We start from the raw sequence: 14,288 nt of genomic DNA on the forward strand, positions 1-14,288 counted from the left end.
AACGGCTGTTGATATTGTTGTTATTACACTTACCTCGCCTTTACATGTAGGCATTTATGAAAATAATCAACGGATTAAAACATTTCAAACGACAGAGCAAACCAGTGAGGCTTTGCCCTTGCTTTTTAGGGATATACTCAAAGAGTATCAACCTGCTAGGCTCTTTTTTGCCAGAGGGCCAGGAAGTTTTATGGCCATTAAAATCACCTATATTTTTTTAAAAACTTTAAGTTTGACATTACAGATTCCTCTCTTAGCCTGTGATGGTTTTCTTTTCAATGAAGGGAATCCAATACGAGCAATGCGTAATCTTTATTTTGTTAAAAAAGAGGGTGTTATTAGTACAGAGCGTTTTGCTCATGAATATGCTCAAAACTTTTCATTACCAGAGGTATTAGAAGAATCTTATTTTAATCATGATAATGAACCACTTTATATGTTACCAGCAGTTTAGGAGTCGTGTTTGAAAATAAAAATACCAGCGACCAGTGCAAATTTAGGACCAGGTTTTGATTGTTTAGGTCTAGCCATTGCACTTTACAATGAAGTTTCTATTAAGCCTTCTACTTACCAAAGCATTTCGGTAAAAGGAGAAGGTGAAGAGAATGTTAAACTGAAAAAAAATAATATTTTTGTCTCCATTTTTTATGATGTCTATCAGGAACTCGTAGGGAAGAAAGATTTGTTCCGTTTTGAGTTTCACAATAAGATTCCTTTTTCAAGAGGAATGGGAAGCAGTTCCGCAGTTATTGTAGGAGCCATTGCGAGTGCATATGAAATGGCAGGAGTTAAGGCAAGTAGAGAAATTATTTTGAATAAAGCCCTTATTTACGAAACACATCCTGATAATATTGCACCTGCTGTTTATGGAGGGTTTACAAGCTCTATTGTTGAACATGGAAAAGTGAAAACATTAAAAAAAGAGCTAGGTACTTCATTAAAAGTTGTTATGGTGATCCCCGATCGTCCTATGTCAACAGCACACTCAAGAACACTTTTGCCAAAGTCGTATATGATGAAAAATGTGGTGTACAACCTCTCTCGCGCTTCTTTACTCAGCGCAGCGTTTTTTAGTGAAAATTGGGAGTATTTAAGAGCTGCTTCAAAAGATTGTATGCACGAGCATCGTCGGATGAAACAGATGAGAGAGTTGTTTGACGTGCGTGAAATAGCTTTAAAACATGGGGCTTTAATGAGTACGCTTTCAGGGAGTGGCTCTTCTTTTTTTAATTTAGTAAAAGCAGAAGAAGCACAAAAAGTTAAGGAAGCTCTTCAAAAGAGCTTTGAAATGTTTAGGGTTGAAATCTTCGAGTTAGATAATGATGGATTTCAAATTGTAAAAAGCTGAAAAACAGCTAAATTTTGATATAATCAGGCGCAAAAATGAGTCAACCAATACGAATGTGCATTATTTGTAGACAAAGAGCTTTACAAGAAAGTTTACAACGATTGCAAATCATCAACGGCGAACTCGTACCTTTTTCTAAATCAGGAAGAAGCTTTTATATCTGCAAGGCATGTATGACAAACAATGAAAAGAAAGTTGTGAAGATACTCAACAATAAATGCAAAACAAATCACAAAGCAATGATGGATTTTGGTAAAACTTTTAAGGAGACAGCTACGAATGGATAAGGTTCGCATAACCGAAATAGCAAAAGAACTAGGCATGAAAAGTAAAGATATTATTGAAAAGGCAATAGATATGGGGCTTGATGTCAAAGCACCTTCCAGTTCTATCAATACAGAAGATGCTGAAAAATTAATGAACTATGTTTTAACAGGTGAGAGCCCAAATACCCCCAAGCCTATATCTCCACTTAAGAGTGTTGAAGTTAAAAAAGCAGAGGTTGTAGAAAAACCATCCATTGTTGAAGAACCAAAGGTTGAAAAAATAACACCTACTAAGACAAAGACGCTGAAAGAAAAAGAATCTGAGGTACTCAATACTGAGCCTTTATCTTTATCAGTCGAACAAAAAGATGATGAAATGTTGCAAGGTGATGCAGAAGAGATCAGCGAAGATAAGAATGATCCTACCAATGTACGAAAACGTAGAGGTTTGGTTATTGTTAAAAAGAAAAGACCAGAAAAAGAAGAACAACTGATTGAAGAGAAAAAAGAGACGCATCTGTCCTACGGTTCTCAAGAACAAGAGAAGTCTCGTAGTTTTGACTCTATTTTCTCTACTCCATCAAACAGTGATTTACAAAAAAAGAAGAAAAAAGTTAAAAAATTACCTGCTGAGAAAAAGACCAACGCAGAGAAACTAGATATTGCTTTAAATATTGAAATGACCAATACACATATTGATTCAGATGAAGAAGATATGATTGTTTTGCCTGATTTAAATGAGGGACTTAAGGTCACAGAAGAAGTCAAAAAGAAAAAGCAGATTGATCCTAGTCAAATTAGAACAACGAAAAAAACAAATTTTGTTATGCAAGGTATTCAAAGAGTTGGACGTAAAAAAAGACGACGTACTGTCATGACACAAGAAGCAGAAGCTATTAGTGCTATTGAAATTCCTGAAGAAATTCGTGTGTATGAATTTGCTGAAAAAATGAATAAACCTGTGGGTGAAGTGATTAAGGAACTTTTCTCTTTAGGTGTTATGTTTACAAAAAATGACTTTCTTGATAAAGATTCGATTGAAATTTTAGCAGACACATTTGGGGTGAATGTTACCACCGTCAATGATCAAGAAGCATTTGATTACGTTAAAGCTTATGATGAAGAGGGCGAAGCAGGTGAGCAAAACTTGGTAGAGCGTGCCCCTGTAATTACGATCATGGGACACGTTGATCATGGTAAAACGTCATTACTTGATTACATTCGTAGTGCAAAAGTGGCTGCGGGTGAAGCGGGTGGTATTACCCAACACGTAGGTGCTTATATGGTTGAAAAAAATGGTCGCAATATTACTTTTATCGATACTCCAGGTCATGAGGCTTTTACGGAGATGCGTTCTCGTGGAGCGAAAGTTACGGATATTGTTATTGTGGTTGTGGCTGCAGATGATGGTGTAAAACCTCAAACCAAAGAGGCGGTTGAGCATGCTAAGGCAGCGGGCGTTCCTATTATCATTGCGGTCAATAAAATGGATAAAGAATCTGCCAATCCTGATTTGGTAAAAGCTCAGCTTGCTGAGCTTGGTATTACGCCAATTGATTGGGGTGGAGAGCATGAGTTTGTGCCAGTATCTGCTAAAACAGGTATGGGTATCGAAGATTTATTAGAGACGATTTTATTGCAAGCGGATTTACTCGAACTTCAAGCAGACCCTAGCCGAGAGGTTAAAGCAACGGTTATTGAGAGCTCTCTTGAAAAAGGAAGAGGTCCTGTAGCAACAGTGGTAATAGAAGATGGTACGATGAGAGTGGGTGATATTGTTGTAGCAGGTATTGCTTTTGGTAAAGTAAAAGCATTGCTTAATGATAGAGGTCTTGCTGTGAAAGAAGCAAAACCAGGTGAGCCTGTTGTTGTTTTGGGACTCAGTGAAGTTCCAGGTGCTGGTGAGACACTCATTAGCGTTAAAACCGATAAAATTGCACGTGAATATGCTAAGAAAAAAGCAGAATATTTACGCCAAAAAGAGCTTTCTAAATCTACTAAAGTGAGTCTTGATGAGCTTAGCGATATGATTGCTGAGGGCGCTTTAAAAACGTTACCAGTTATTATTAAAGCGGATGTTCAAGGAAGCTTAGAGGCGATTAAAGGCAGTTTGAAAAAAATTAGAAATGCTGAAACTAAAGTTAATATCGTAAGTGCAGGTATTGGTGGTATTACAGAAAGTGATGTGGCACTTGCTAGTGCTAGTTCAGATTGTATTATCTTAGGTTTCCATGTTCGCCCAACTGGTACGGTCAAAGAGAGAGCAAAAAGCTCAGGCGTTGAAATTAAAACGTACAATATTATTTATGATTTGATTGATGATGTAACCAATATTGTTACAGGATTGATGGCACCTGTTATTCGTGAAGAAAATATTGGTCAAGCAATGGTTAGAGAAGTGTTTGCCGTGCCAAAACTAGGACATATTGCTGGATGTATCGTAACCGATGGTACGATTAACCGTGGTGTGAAAATCAGGGTTATTCGTGATGGTGTGATTATTTATGAAGGCAGTGTCTCTTCTTTAAAACGTTTCAAAGACGATGTAAAAGAAGTAGGTAAAGGGTATGAATGTGGTGTAGGCATTGAGGGCTACACGGATATTAAAGTGGGCGATTATATCGAGAGCTTTAAAGAGGTTGAAGAAAAAGCAAAACTATGATGGATAAAAGTATTAAAATCCAACGTACACAGAGTGTTTTAAAAGAGCTCATCCCAGAAGCGATAAGCACCCTTGAAGATGAGATGCTTCGGGGGGTTTGTGTCATTGATGTGGAGTGTAGCCGTGGAAAATACGATGCAATTGTCTATTTGGATGGTTCTGTCTATGATGAAGCGGAAAAACGTTATATTCTTTCACATTTAGACCGTGTGCAACGTCATATTCAAACACATTGCATGCAAGTTGAGGGATGGTTTAGATGTCCTCATTTTCGTTTCCGCTTTGATGATAGCTTAGAGCGTCAAAATAAGATGGATGCATTGTTTGCCAAAGTAGCAGAAGAGTTAGAAAAAGGGAAAAAAAGCGATGATTGATACAGAACAACTTATTAAAATTGTAGAGAGCTGTGGTGTGAGCCTTTATGATACAGAAGTCGCTAGCGAATTTGATAAAAAAATTTTTCGTATTTACATTACTTCTAAAGAGGGAATTAATTTAGATAAATGTGCGGAAGTCAGTCGTATTTTATCACCTATTTTTGACGTTGAGCCTCCATTGGAGGGTGAATATCTTTTTGAAGTAAGCTCTCCTGGTATTGAGCGAAAGCTTCTTAAACCTGAGCATTTTAGTGCTTCTGTGGGTGAAAAAGTGAAGATTAAGCTTAAAAATAAAGAGAAATTTATTGGTATTTTAGAAAGCTTTGAAAACAATACTCTTCAGGTGCGTATTGAAAAAGAGTTAAAAGAGATTGCACTTGAAGAGATTGAAAAAGCCCGTACTTATTTTGAATGGTAATGCCATTTGGTGCATCGTTGATGCAAAAAGCATTGGATGCGGCGTGGCCGTATCAGGTGCTGACGTTTCCTAATCCTGCAGTGGGCGCAGTTGTGAGTAATGATGCTGGAGAGATTTTAGGCATTGGCGCACACCATAAGGCAGGATTGCCACATGCTGAGGTTTTAGCGCTTAAAGAAGCGTATCTTGCGTTAACCCACGATAAACGCATTGAAGCACTGAGTGATTCAATGGCGCTGCATCTTTTTTTAAAAGAAAATCATCAAGACCTCTTTTTAAATCTTTCTTTACATGTAACGCTTGAACCATGTAACCATTTTGGAAAAACTCCTCCGTGTTCCTCTTTAATCGAAGCTTTAGGCATTAAACGTGTAGTCATTGGCTCTTTTGATGAGAGTGCAAATGCCAAGGGGGGTGGAGTATATTTGCAAAGCAGAGGTGTTAATGTCAGCTTTGGATGCCTTAAAGAGGCGTGTGATACTCTTTTAACTCCTTTTACATGTAAAGAAAAACAAGAGCCTTTCATTTTTTTTAAATTGGCTTTGAGTGCTAACAATGTTGCGACAGGTGGGATGATTACTTCGCTTGATTCTCGCACGATGGTACATCGTCTGAGGGATTGTTGTGATTTGATGGTGATAGGTGGCAATACTGTAAGGGTAGACCGCCCAACGCTTGATGCACGCTTGTGTGAAGGCAAAGCGCCTGATATTTTAATTTATTCACATAGCCCTCAATTTGATAAAAGTATCCCTCTTTTTCATATTCCTAATCGTAAAGTTTTTGTAGATTCAACGCTAGAAAGCATCAAGAGCTATTCGATGGTGATGATTGAAGGTGGAGCAGGCATGCTTAAAGCAATGGAAGATAAAGTAGAGTGGTATTTAATTTTTCAATCGACTCATGAAAAAGAAGGCGAAGCAATAGCTTTACCAAAAGGGCTTAAAAAAGTTTTCTCTCAAGCGGTTGGTGAAGATACGATGAGTTGGTATCAACGTGTTTGGTAATGATTTTTTTTGGTATGAAGCACTGATTGTTTTGTTTGCAGGGATTGTTCATGGAACATTAGGATTTGGTTTTCCTATGATGGCAACACCGCTTTTTGCACTTTTTTTAGACCTAAAAAAAGCGGTTCTTTTTACACTTTTCCCCACCATTGCGGTTAATTTTTTAAGCCTTAAGAGAGATAACTCATTTGGAGAAATCTGGGGAGCGTATCGGTTATTAATTGCGAGCGTTATTGTGGGGAGTATTGTAGGAACAAACTTACTGGTACTTTATGACAATGCGTATTATAAATTGTTCTTAGCAGGTGTTATTTTGCTCTATTTAAATAAAGAGAGGTTGCATATTTCTCTTACACACAGTGTGGCGAAGCATCCACAACTGATGACCATGCTGATTGGATTTTTAAGTGGATTTGTGGGTGGCATTGCCAATATTATGATTCCTGTTTTAATTATTTTGATTTTAGAGCTAAAGTTAGAGAAAAAACGTGCTATTGGCGTGATGAGCTTTTGTTTTATCACCAATAAAATGTTGCAAGTACTTATCTTTGGGTACCATGGTAATTTAAATTTTGAAAACTTTAGTATGATTCTTCCATTGATTTTTATAGCCATGGTTGGATTTTTTATAGGAAGTCGCCTGCAAGATCGTATTGATGAAGTTTTATACAAAAAGATTTTAAATTTCATTTTGTGGATATTATCGTCTTATTTAATCGTCTCTACCTTTTACATGTAAAGGGTATATTTACGCTGTAAAAGGCGTTGTGCCTCTTTGTAGGAAGGTGTGTGCTCCGTTTGCGTGCTCATGATTAAGGGGGCGTATTTTTCATAGGTTTGCCACACACGCATTGCACCCTCTTTTTTACCTTTAGAGGCAAGGGCAAGGGCTGTGGAAGCATTAATAAGGCCTTTTAAGATTTTCGCCTCATTTTCGTGTTCAGGTAGCGTTTTAAGTCGCTTCCATTCGTCTTCCAAAACTTCATGACCTTCAACAAATTGGTTGTTCTCAACCACCCTCAAAAAGAGTTCTATAGCTTCAAAAAGTGTATTTTTTAAGGTTTCCATCTCCTCAGTATAAATGAATCCAAATTTATATTTGCTTTATTTTTAAAAATAAGATAAACTATTTACCTAGAAAGATGAGGTTCGAGTTCATCTTTGGTAGTTTTGTGATACGTGACCTTTAGTTAGCATCCTAAATACTCCAAAAATACTCAATTTTCTACTTTTCGATCTTATAACAGGAGCATAGAATGGCTTTATTAGAGGGAACCGTTAAATGGTTTAACAATGAAAAAGGTTTTGGTTTTATCCAACCAAATGATGGCGGAAAAGATGTATTCGTACACTTTCGTCAAGTGAACAGAACAGGTTACGGCCGTGTTTCTTTAGCAGAAGGTCAAAAAGTGACTTATGAACTAGGCGAAGGTCCAAAAGGTCCTCAAGCTGAGAACGTAACAGGTCTATAAGACTTTAGGAGGAGAATTTCTCCTCCTTTTTTTTACTTCAATTTATAAATAAACTCCGTTCCTTTTTTTTCTTCTGATTTTACTTCAATCTCGATTTTATACTTATCACAAATACTTTTAACAATACTAAGACCTATTCCAAATCCACCTTTGTAAATATCTCCCCTGTAGTGGCGTTCAAAAATTTTATCAATCTCTTTAATGCCCATACCCTCATCTCTAACAGAAAAATAAACTCCTTGAACATTTTGAAACAAAGCAATAAAAAGTGTTGTTTTGGCAGGAGAGTATTTAATAGCATTGGTAATGGTGTTATCAACAATACGCTGAAATTCAATACGATTAATGTAAAGCATGTGCTGAGGCTCAATGGCTGAGAGTATACAAATCTCTTTAGCGGAGCTAAGTGCCTCAAAATATGCGATACGCTCTTCTAAAAAGTCGGAGATAGGCAGATTCTCTTTGGTGTAAGTAATGGTTTTGTATTTAATGAGGTACTCCAAATCATCGTACAGTGTAGAGAGGGTAGAGAGTGCTGCTAATGAGCGATTGAGGCGTTTATCTTTGTACTTTTTCACCAATCCTTCAAGGTTGAGTTGCATAATACCCAGAGGTGTTTTTAGCTCGTGCATGACATCGGTAAAAAAGTGATTCATGCGTGATGAAGTCTCAATGTAAGGTTTCAAAAGTAGTTTTAGCAGTAAAAATGTAAGCAAAAACATTCCAATAATCACCACCCCAATGACAATCAAACTGTCAAAAAAAACTTTTGAATGGCTTATCTCTTTTTGAATAATTAAATGCTTTACATGTAAAACATTAGGGGGTAAGGTATGGCGGTAAAAAAGGCTTTTTCCACTGCGTACAAAGGCGTCATTAATAGGTGGAATAGCTTCGTTAATCAGTGAAAAAATAATATGATTGTTTGCATCTAAAAGCGCAACTTTATAGAGAATAGAGCGAGGAAACAAAAAGGTCTTTTGCACAGGCATAATATTTTGAATTGTTACCTCAAGCTCTTTGGCATAGGCTTTGAGTTGATTTTCTTGTGTGAGTTGATTGAGACGTAAGGAAACAGAGAGGTAATTTAGCAGTGGAAAAGAGACAAGAAGGAGGGTTGAAAAAGTTAAAATCATTGCAAATGCAAAAACACTTTTTGTCTCATTTTTCAATTTTATATCCTATGCCTTTAGCAGTTATAATAAAATCTTTATCGGTTTTATCTCTTAGTTTTTTAATCAGCATCCGAATATCATTCTCCCCAATCTCTTTGCCTTCCCATACCGCATCGTGAATCAGTTCAGCGGAGATAAAATATCCTCTATTTTTAACAAGAACAAAAAGAAGTTTTCGTTCATGATTACTTAAAGGAACTTGCACCGTATCGAACCAGAGGCTTTGGTCATGATTGTGATAGGAAAAGCCATGGGAGAGAGGAATCACATCAAGATTGGTATGAAAATGGTAACTTTTAAGGGTTTGGTTGACACGGTACTGTAATTCTTTGAGGGAAAAAGGCTTACGCAAATAGTCATTACAGCCTAGCTCATACCCTAAAGAGAGATTATTAATGTCTGTAAGTGACGTGATAAAAATAATGGGCACATCCAGTTTCGCTTTGCGAATCTCTTTTAAAATCTCATAGCCATCCATGCCAGGAACCCGAATATCCAAAAGCGCTAAATGGTAGTGTTTTTCAAATAGAGCATCGAGTGCTTTTTCACCATCATCGTATGCATCAACGCTGTAGCCCATCTCTTCTAGGGAGTCTTGAATACTCTCTTTATAGGTAAAATCATCTTCAAGAAGTAAAATTTTCATCGGATTTCTATCTCATGGTTTTTTGGAATTTCTGGGTGTAAACGGGTTACATGTAACGATTCAAGCGTTGGGGTCAGTGAAGCTTTTAGTAAAAGAGACTCTTTTAGTAAAGATTCATCAAACCAGACCCCAATGTAACCTACCTGTTTGTTTTCAATATCAAAAAGAGGCGTAAAGCCAAAAAGAGTGGTATTTGAGCGAGCAAATCCTTCTTCGAGCGTTTGTTTGTTGATAAGTGTTTCAAGGGTTGGAATACAATAAGCACAATCATCATTAAGAAGGATAAATTCGTTAATAGATGTTTTATCTTTCATTCACTCTCCAATATCGAGAAATTTTTTATCCATTAAAATGACAAAGTGAATTTTTTTATCACTCAGTTTACGGGCAATTGTATTAAAATTAAGAATAACTTCTAAAGAGCCAATGCGTTCACTCTGTTCGAAAACAGGGGCAAGTGCTTTAATGTTGAGGCGTTTTCCAAGTTCTATAGAAACCAAAGGGGTTTGATGCTCGTGCACGAGGTTAATCCCTTTACGAAAAGAGAGTAGCTCATCACCGTAACTTTGAAAGTTCCAACTTCGAACCAGCGCTTTGCCTTCTTTGGAGTGTAATTGGACTTCAAGGTTATCCATATGCAAATAATTTTTAATTCTAGGAAGTTCATTTTGGAGGGTTTGAAAAAGGAGTGTACGGTTGTTTTGAAGGTAACCTTGTTTCAGTGTTTCGTTATTACTCAGAATAAGCGCAATACTAAGGGCTAATTGCTTTTCATGTTCCAAAAGCTCTTGGGTAAGTCCTAGAACGCTCTCAACACTGTTTTTTGCATCTTCAATGTAGAGATTATGGTTGACTTTATAGATGAAAATTCCCAATGTCAGCATTGAGAGTAGACACAAAATAAGCAAAAGTACGTAAATACGAACTGTTTTAATTTGTTCTCCTTTGTGAGGCTTGCTTTCAAATTATACCTTAAATGCAGCCGTATAAAATTGACGAAAAAGTGACGATGAAAGCTTATGATTAAGCCATGAGAATAATTTAAAGGAGGCATTTTATGAAACATATTTCTCTTATTTCTATGGCAGTGTTGCTTGTGGGCACAAGTACACTTTTAGCACTGGATGTAGCAACGCTCAATCAGCGCGCCAATAAAGGATTTACCCCTGTGGTGGTTAAAGATTGGAAGGCTCCTGATGAGAGCACGATTCCTAATAACCTTTTTGGTGATACCGTGCGTTATGGAAAAGCATTGGTGCATGAAACCTACAAATATATAGGTCCAGAAGTAGAAGACCCAAAAATGCGTTATGCAGGCAACAATCTTGCCTGTTCTTCGTGCCATCAAGAAGCAGGTACCAAACGATGGTCAGCGCCGTTTATGGCAACCTTTGCCAATTTTCCGCAATACCGAAACCGTGATGAAACGATTGGAAGCATTGAAGAGCGTGTCAATGGCTGTATGGGACGCAGTATGAACGGTAAGCCTTTGCCTGAAAATGGTAAAGAGATGCGAGCGATTGTGACCTATATGTATTGGTTAGGGCAAGGCATTCCTTTGGGGGCAACGGTAGAGGGAGCTGAGTTTCCTCAGGTCAATCGTAAAATGGTCATGAGTCAAGCGGCTGATCCTATTAAAGGGGAGCAGGTTTATAAAGAGCACTGTGCCTCATGCCATGGCGAAAACGGTGAGGGCGTGAAGCGAGAGGGTAAAGCCAATGGCTATGAATTTCCTCCGCTTTGGGGAAAAGATACCTACAACACAGGTGCGGGTATGTACCGAGTACTTCGTGCGGCGGATTGGATTGTAGCAAATATGCCTTTAGGTGCGGACAATCACAACAGAATCTTGACCGATGAACAAGCCTATAATGTTGCAGCGTATATCAACAATTACGATAAACCACGTGATGTTAAAGCCAATCGTGAAAAAGATTTTCCTGATTTGAAAGTGAAAGTACCTGATAGCGATGTTGGACCTTATGATGATGGTAAAACCCGTCACCAACACAAATTTGGTCCTTATAAAGGCATTATTATCCCTGCAAAATAGAGTATAAATTTTCTGTACGGTGTCAAAGGAAAACAGACACCGTACTCTTTACATGTAAAGGTTGTTTTTACTCTTTTTCTCTATAATAAAATCAAAAAAGAGTAAAACATGACTTCTGAGAAACTGCAAAGCGATAGTCAAACATTACACCGCTTTATTCAACTTAATTGCGATAAAAAGCACCATGATGTACCCAAAAAAAAGGGTGTGTTGGAGGTTAGTTTTCAAGACAAGTGTTTATGCGAACTTCCCTATCATCTTTGTGAAGAGTGTGAAACACTTTTTGTGTATGCCTATGGAAGATTGAAAAATTGTCCGCATGAGCATAAACCCAGTTGTCGTAAATGCCCCAATCCTTGTTATGAAAAGTCGATGTGGAAAAAGATGTCAAAGGTGATGAGCTTTAGTGGCATGCAGCTAGGTTTAACCAAAATACGCAAACTCTTTTCCAAATAATGTTTTCCTACCTTAGCCACAAAGAAGCGATGAAGTGCCGTTATGGCGAAGCGCTTTATAGTATCCCTGTTAATTTAGACTTTGGCTGTCCTAACCGTGAAAAAGATGGCACGGGTGGATGCAGTTTTTGCCCAGAACACGGTGCTCGTGCTGCCCAAATTGCCGATGCTAAGAGTGTGGAAGAGCAGATAGAAAAGGCGATTTTATTTGCTAAAAAACGCTACAAAGCCACCTCCTTTGCGCTTTACATTCAAGCCTATACAGGCACGTTTGCCTCATTGTTGAAACAAAAAGAGGCGTACGAGAGGCTTTTGAGTCTTTACCCTTTTAAAGCGTTGCACATTGGCACACGACCCGATTGTTTGAGTGATGCGACACTAGAGTATTTAGCAGAACTTAACAGCCGTTTGGATGTGGTGGTGGAACTTGGCGTACAGAGTTTGCACGATGCAAGTTTAAAGCGCATCAACCGTGGGCATAGTGCACACGCTTCGCTTGAAGCGATTAGGCGTTTACATGTAAAGGGTTTAAAGGTGTATGCGCATCTTATTATTGGTTTTCCTAATGAGAACTTTTTGATGTGGGAAGCCAGTGTGAGAGGGTTGGTGGAAGCGGGCATTGATGGGATAAAATTTCATCATTTGCATGTTATCGCTGGTACGCAGTTGGCTCGTGAGTACGAGGCAGAAGCGTTTAAGGTTTTGAGTGAATACGAATACGCCGAAGCCTTGATGGCACTTTTGCGCATCATTCCTTTGCATATTCCTATCATTCGTCTTGCCACGGACACGCCTCAAAAAGAGCTTATCGCTCCGCTGTGGCAGATGGAAAAAGGGCACTTTGGTGAATACGTCGCTCAAAGTATGCGCTACCGTGGCATTAGGCAAGGTGATTTGGTGGAGAGTCAATCTCTCCTGCGGTATGAAATACCTCACACCGTACACTTAAATGATGGAAGTACGACGTTTTACAGTGTTTGCTACAAAGATTATTATCATCCCAAAGCAGGAGCATACACGCAAGCACGCAGACTTTTTGTCGAGGGTTCTCATCTTAAAGAGCGTCTTTTGCAAGGCGATGTTGCCCTTTTGGATATTGGTTTTGGAATGGGATACAACACGCTTGAAGCGTTGCGTGTTGCCCAACAATGCTCCACGTTTTCTTTACATGTAAAGGCGATGGAACAGGATAGAATGCTTCTAAAACAAAGTGCCACGGTCGTTTCAGAAGCGTTACATGTAAAGATGCTTGAAACGCTTTTTACATGTAAGACGTATGAGGAAGCGTTTGTAAAGATAGACTTTCAAAACGTGGAAGCACGCTATGGTGTGCAGGAGTTAGAAGAGCAGTTTGATGTGATTTTTCTTGACCCGTTTGTGGAGAGCAATAATGCTTCGTTGGTCAGTTTAGAGTTTCTAACGCTTTTAAAAATGCATCTCAAACCCACAGGCGTTTTGGTGGCGTCTACTTCTCTTCAAGCCGTACACGATGCGCTCATCTTAGCAGGGTTTGAGGTTGAAATTGTCCACTGCGTGGGAAATGACATAAAAGGGGTTATCGCCACGCCTTTGGTTACGCCAACGTTTTTACATGTAAGTCATCCTTATAGTGACCCGTATCTGGTTTGGAGCGATAAAAAGATAGAGAGCGAGCATCAAAAGCGAAGTTTGGTATAATAATTTTATGAAGTTAAAGGAGCAAAAATGCAAATTGTCATCGATGTCAAAGAGGGCTATGCTACTCAGTTTTTGAGTATTTTACAGTCTTTGGATGGACGATTTTTCAATCACGTAAAAATTGAAAAAAATAGCCAGTTTATGCACGATAAAACCTACCTTGAAAAAGAGCTTGAAGAGCTTAAAAGTGGTAAGGCAACGATGGTATCGCTTGAAGAGTTTGAAGCGCACATGAACAAGGTGCTTGATGAATATGCACATTGAATTTAAAGAGAGTTTTCTTAAACGCTTTGAGAGTCAGCTTCGTTTTATAGCAAACGATAGTCCAAAAAATGCTCTAAAATTTAAAAATGAACTTCTAGCCCAAATTCGCTTGCTTGTCTCTCATCCCTTGAAATGCCGAAAATCTATCTATTTTGAAGATGAATCTATTCGTGATTTGGTGCACAAGGGGTATACGATTGTGTATCGCATCCATGAAAATAAAATTGAGATTTTTGGTTTAACGAAATACCAAGAACACATTGCAGATTAAAGAATGAGGGTAACTAGTATATTAAGAATCTACTATATCTGTTACCTGTAATGATAAGTGTCAGGCTCTTATTTTGAACTATTAGTACTTTTATTAAAACATAACTACACCTTTCAGAAAAAACTCTTTACATGTAAAACGTAAAAACATAAAATTTTAATATGTTTTTACGTCACAAATCTACCTCAATTCCCACA

18 protein-coding genes are annotated in these 14,288 nt (G+C 38.1%); 13 read left to right on the top strand and 5 right to left on the bottom strand.

Annotated elements, in window-relative coordinates:
* The first annotated feature begins 190 nt into the window (after positions 1–190).
* From SULBA_RS13125 to SULBA_RS01340, 7 genes are all read left to right on the top strand, one after another.
* Entirely contained in the window at positions 191–454 is a 264-nt protein-coding gene (locus SULBA_RS13125) for a hypothetical protein (RefSeq protein ID WP_245391424.1), read from the top strand.
* A gap of 9 nt (positions 455–463) precedes the next feature.
* Positions 464–1,348 carry a homoserine kinase gene (gene thrB, locus SULBA_RS01310; RefSeq protein ID WP_014768473.1) on the top strand — a complete coding sequence of 295 codons (885 nt, stop codon included), beginning with the start codon at positions 464–466 and terminating at the stop codon, positions 1,346–1,348.
* Positions 1,349–1,627: 279 nt separating this feature from the next.
* Entirely contained in the window at positions 1,628–4,276 is a 2,649-nt protein-coding gene (gene infB / locus SULBA_RS01320; protein ID WP_014768475.1) for a translation initiation factor IF-2, read from the top strand.
* Complete coding sequence (gene rbfA, locus SULBA_RS01325) at positions 4,273–4,650, top strand: 30S ribosome-binding factor RbfA (protein ID WP_014768476.1); 378 nt, start codon at positions 4,273–4,275, stop codon at positions 4,648–4,650. The genes infB and rbfA overlap by 4 nt, the downstream gene beginning before the upstream one ends.
* The gene (locus SULBA_RS01330) at positions 4,643–5,071 is read left to right on the top strand and encodes an LSm family protein (RefSeq protein ID WP_014768477.1); all 429 of its coding nucleotides are present in this window, start codon (positions 4,643–4,645) and stop codon (positions 5,069–5,071) included. The genes rbfA and SULBA_RS01330 overlap by 8 nt, the downstream gene beginning before the upstream one ends.
* Complete coding sequence (gene ribD / locus SULBA_RS01335; protein ID WP_014768478.1) at positions 5,071–6,078, top strand: bifunctional diaminohydroxyphosphoribosylaminopyrimidine deaminase/5-amino-6-(5-phosphoribosylamino)uracil reductase RibD; 1,008 nt, start codon at positions 5,071–5,073, stop codon at positions 6,076–6,078. Before SULBA_RS01330 ends, ribD begins: the two co-directional genes overlap by 1 nt.
* On the top strand, positions 6,068–6,817 hold the full coding sequence (locus SULBA_RS01340) for a sulfite exporter TauE/SafE family protein (protein WP_014768479.1): 750 nt from the start codon (positions 6,068–6,070) through the stop codon (positions 6,815–6,817). Before ribD ends, SULBA_RS01340 begins: the two co-directional genes overlap by 11 nt.
* Here SULBA_RS01340 and SULBA_RS01345 read toward each other — a convergent pair.
* Positions 6,808–7,146 (bottom strand): DUF309 domain-containing protein, encoded by a 339-nt coding sequence (locus tag SULBA_RS01345; protein WP_014768480.1) that lies wholly within the window; start codon positions 7,144–7,146, stop codon positions 6,808–6,810. The two genes, SULBA_RS01340 and SULBA_RS01345, sit on opposite strands and share 10 nt — an antisense overlap.
* Before the next feature lie 188 nt (positions 7,147–7,334).
* Between SULBA_RS01345 and SULBA_RS01350 the strand changes: the two genes are divergently transcribed.
* Entirely contained in the window at positions 7,335–7,550 is a 216-nt protein-coding gene (locus SULBA_RS01350) for a cold-shock protein (protein WP_012856058.1), read from the top strand.
* A gap of 32 nt (positions 7,551–7,582) precedes the next feature.
* Here SULBA_RS01350 and SULBA_RS01355 read toward each other — a convergent pair whose 3' ends face one another.
* Genes SULBA_RS01355 through SULBA_RS01370 form a run of 4 tightly spaced genes read right to left on the bottom strand, consistent with a single transcriptional unit; the run spans position 7,583 to position 10,246 of the window.
* Entirely contained in the window at positions 7,583–8,722 is a 1,140-nt protein-coding gene (locus SULBA_RS01355; protein WP_014768481.1) for a sensor histidine kinase, read from the bottom strand.
* Positions 8,712–9,371, bottom strand: a complete 660-nt coding sequence (locus SULBA_RS01360; RefSeq protein ID WP_014768482.1) for a response regulator transcription factor — start codon at positions 9,369–9,371, stop codon at positions 8,712–8,714. The genes SULBA_RS01355 and SULBA_RS01360 overlap by 11 nt, the downstream gene beginning before the upstream one ends.
* Positions 9,368–9,685, bottom strand: a complete 318-nt coding sequence (locus SULBA_RS01365) for a hypothetical protein (RefSeq protein WP_041671744.1) — start codon at positions 9,683–9,685, stop codon at positions 9,368–9,370. Before SULBA_RS01365 ends, SULBA_RS01360 begins: the two co-directional genes overlap by 4 nt.
* Positions 9,686–10,246 carry a cache domain-containing protein gene (locus SULBA_RS01370; protein WP_172634064.1) on the bottom strand — a complete coding sequence of 187 codons (561 nt, stop codon included), beginning with the start codon at positions 10,244–10,246 and terminating at the stop codon, positions 9,686–9,688.
* A gap of 182 nt (positions 10,247–10,428) precedes the next feature.
* Here SULBA_RS01370 and SULBA_RS01375 point away from each other — a divergent pair, with 182 nt between their 5' ends.
* From SULBA_RS01375 to SULBA_RS01395, 5 genes are all read left to right on the top strand, one after another.
* Positions 10,429–11,424, top strand: a complete 996-nt coding sequence (locus tag SULBA_RS01375) for a c-type cytochrome (RefSeq protein WP_014768483.1) — start codon at positions 10,429–10,431, stop codon at positions 11,422–11,424.
* A 108-nt stretch (positions 11,425–11,532) separates the two neighbouring features.
* Positions 11,533–11,880, top strand: a complete 348-nt coding sequence (locus SULBA_RS01380) for a nitrous oxide-stimulated promoter family protein (protein ID WP_014768484.1) — start codon at positions 11,533–11,535, stop codon at positions 11,878–11,880.
* A complete protein-coding gene (mnmL, locus tag SULBA_RS01385; RefSeq protein ID WP_014768485.1) occupies positions 11,880–13,556 on the top strand; it encodes a tRNA modification radical SAM protein MnmL/YtqA in 1,677 nt (558 codons plus the stop codon). The genes SULBA_RS01380 and mnmL overlap by 1 nt, the downstream gene beginning before the upstream one ends.
* 27 nt (positions 13,557–13,583) lie before the next feature.
* Positions 13,584–13,820 carry a hypothetical protein gene (locus SULBA_RS01390; RefSeq protein WP_014768486.1) on the top strand — a complete coding sequence of 79 codons (237 nt, stop codon included), beginning with the start codon at positions 13,584–13,586 and terminating at the stop codon, positions 13,818–13,820.
* Positions 13,804–14,091 (top strand): type II toxin-antitoxin system RelE/ParE family toxin, encoded by a 288-nt coding sequence (locus tag SULBA_RS01395; RefSeq protein WP_014768487.1) that lies wholly within the window; start codon positions 13,804–13,806, stop codon positions 14,089–14,091. Before SULBA_RS01390 ends, SULBA_RS01395 begins: the two co-directional genes overlap by 17 nt.
* Positions 14,092–14,288 lie beyond the last annotated feature (197 nt).

Origin of the sequence: Sulfurospirillum barnesii SES-3 (genome assembly GCF_000265295.1) — a bacterium.
Lineage (GTDB): Bacteria > Campylobacterota > Campylobacteria > Campylobacterales > Sulfurospirillaceae > Sulfurospirillum > Sulfurospirillum barnesii.

Coding starts and splice junctions, on each gene's coding strand:
- SULBA_RS13125 (WP_245391424.1), top strand. CDS start 191: ATGGCCATTAAAATCACCTATATTTTTTTAAAAACTTTAAGTTTGACA.
- infB (WP_014768475.1), top strand. CDS start 1,628: ATGGATAAGGTTCGCATAACCGAAATAGCAAAAGAACTAGGCATGAAA.
- rbfA (WP_014768476.1), top strand. CDS start 4,273: ATGATGGATAAAAGTATTAAAATCCAACGTACACAGAGTGTTTTAAAA.
- SULBA_RS01330 (WP_014768477.1), top strand. CDS start 4,643: ATGATTGATACAGAACAACTTATTAAAATTGTAGAGAGCTGTGGTGTG.
- ribD (WP_014768478.1), top strand. CDS start 5,071: ATGCCATTTGGTGCATCGTTGATGCAAAAAGCATTGGATGCGGCGTGG.
- SULBA_RS01345 (WP_014768480.1), bottom strand. CDS start 7,146: ATGGAAACCTTAAAAAATACACTTTTTGAAGCTATAGAACTCTTTTTG.
- SULBA_RS01350 (WP_012856058.1), top strand. CDS start 7,335: ATGGCTTTATTAGAGGGAACCGTTAAATGGTTTAACAATGAAAAAGGT.
- SULBA_RS01360 (WP_014768482.1), bottom strand. CDS start 9,371: ATGAAAATTTTACTTCTTGAAGATGATTTTACCTATAAAGAGAGTATT.
- SULBA_RS01365 (WP_041671744.1), bottom strand. CDS start 9,685: ATGAAAGATAAAACATCTATTAACGAATTTATCCTTCTTAATGATGAT.
- SULBA_RS01375 (WP_014768483.1), top strand. CDS start 10,429: ATGAAACATATTTCTCTTATTTCTATGGCAGTGTTGCTTGTGGGCACA.
- SULBA_RS01380 (WP_014768484.1), top strand. CDS start 11,533: ATGACTTCTGAGAAACTGCAAAGCGATAGTCAAACATTACACCGCTTT.
- mnmL (WP_014768485.1), top strand. CDS start 11,880: ATGTTTTCCTACCTTAGCCACAAAGAAGCGATGAAGTGCCGTTATGGC.
- SULBA_RS01390 (WP_014768486.1), top strand. CDS start 13,584: ATGCAAATTGTCATCGATGTCAAAGAGGGCTATGCTACTCAGTTTTTG.
- SULBA_RS01395 (WP_014768487.1), top strand. CDS start 13,804: ATGAATATGCACATTGAATTTAAAGAGAGTTTTCTTAAACGCTTTGAG.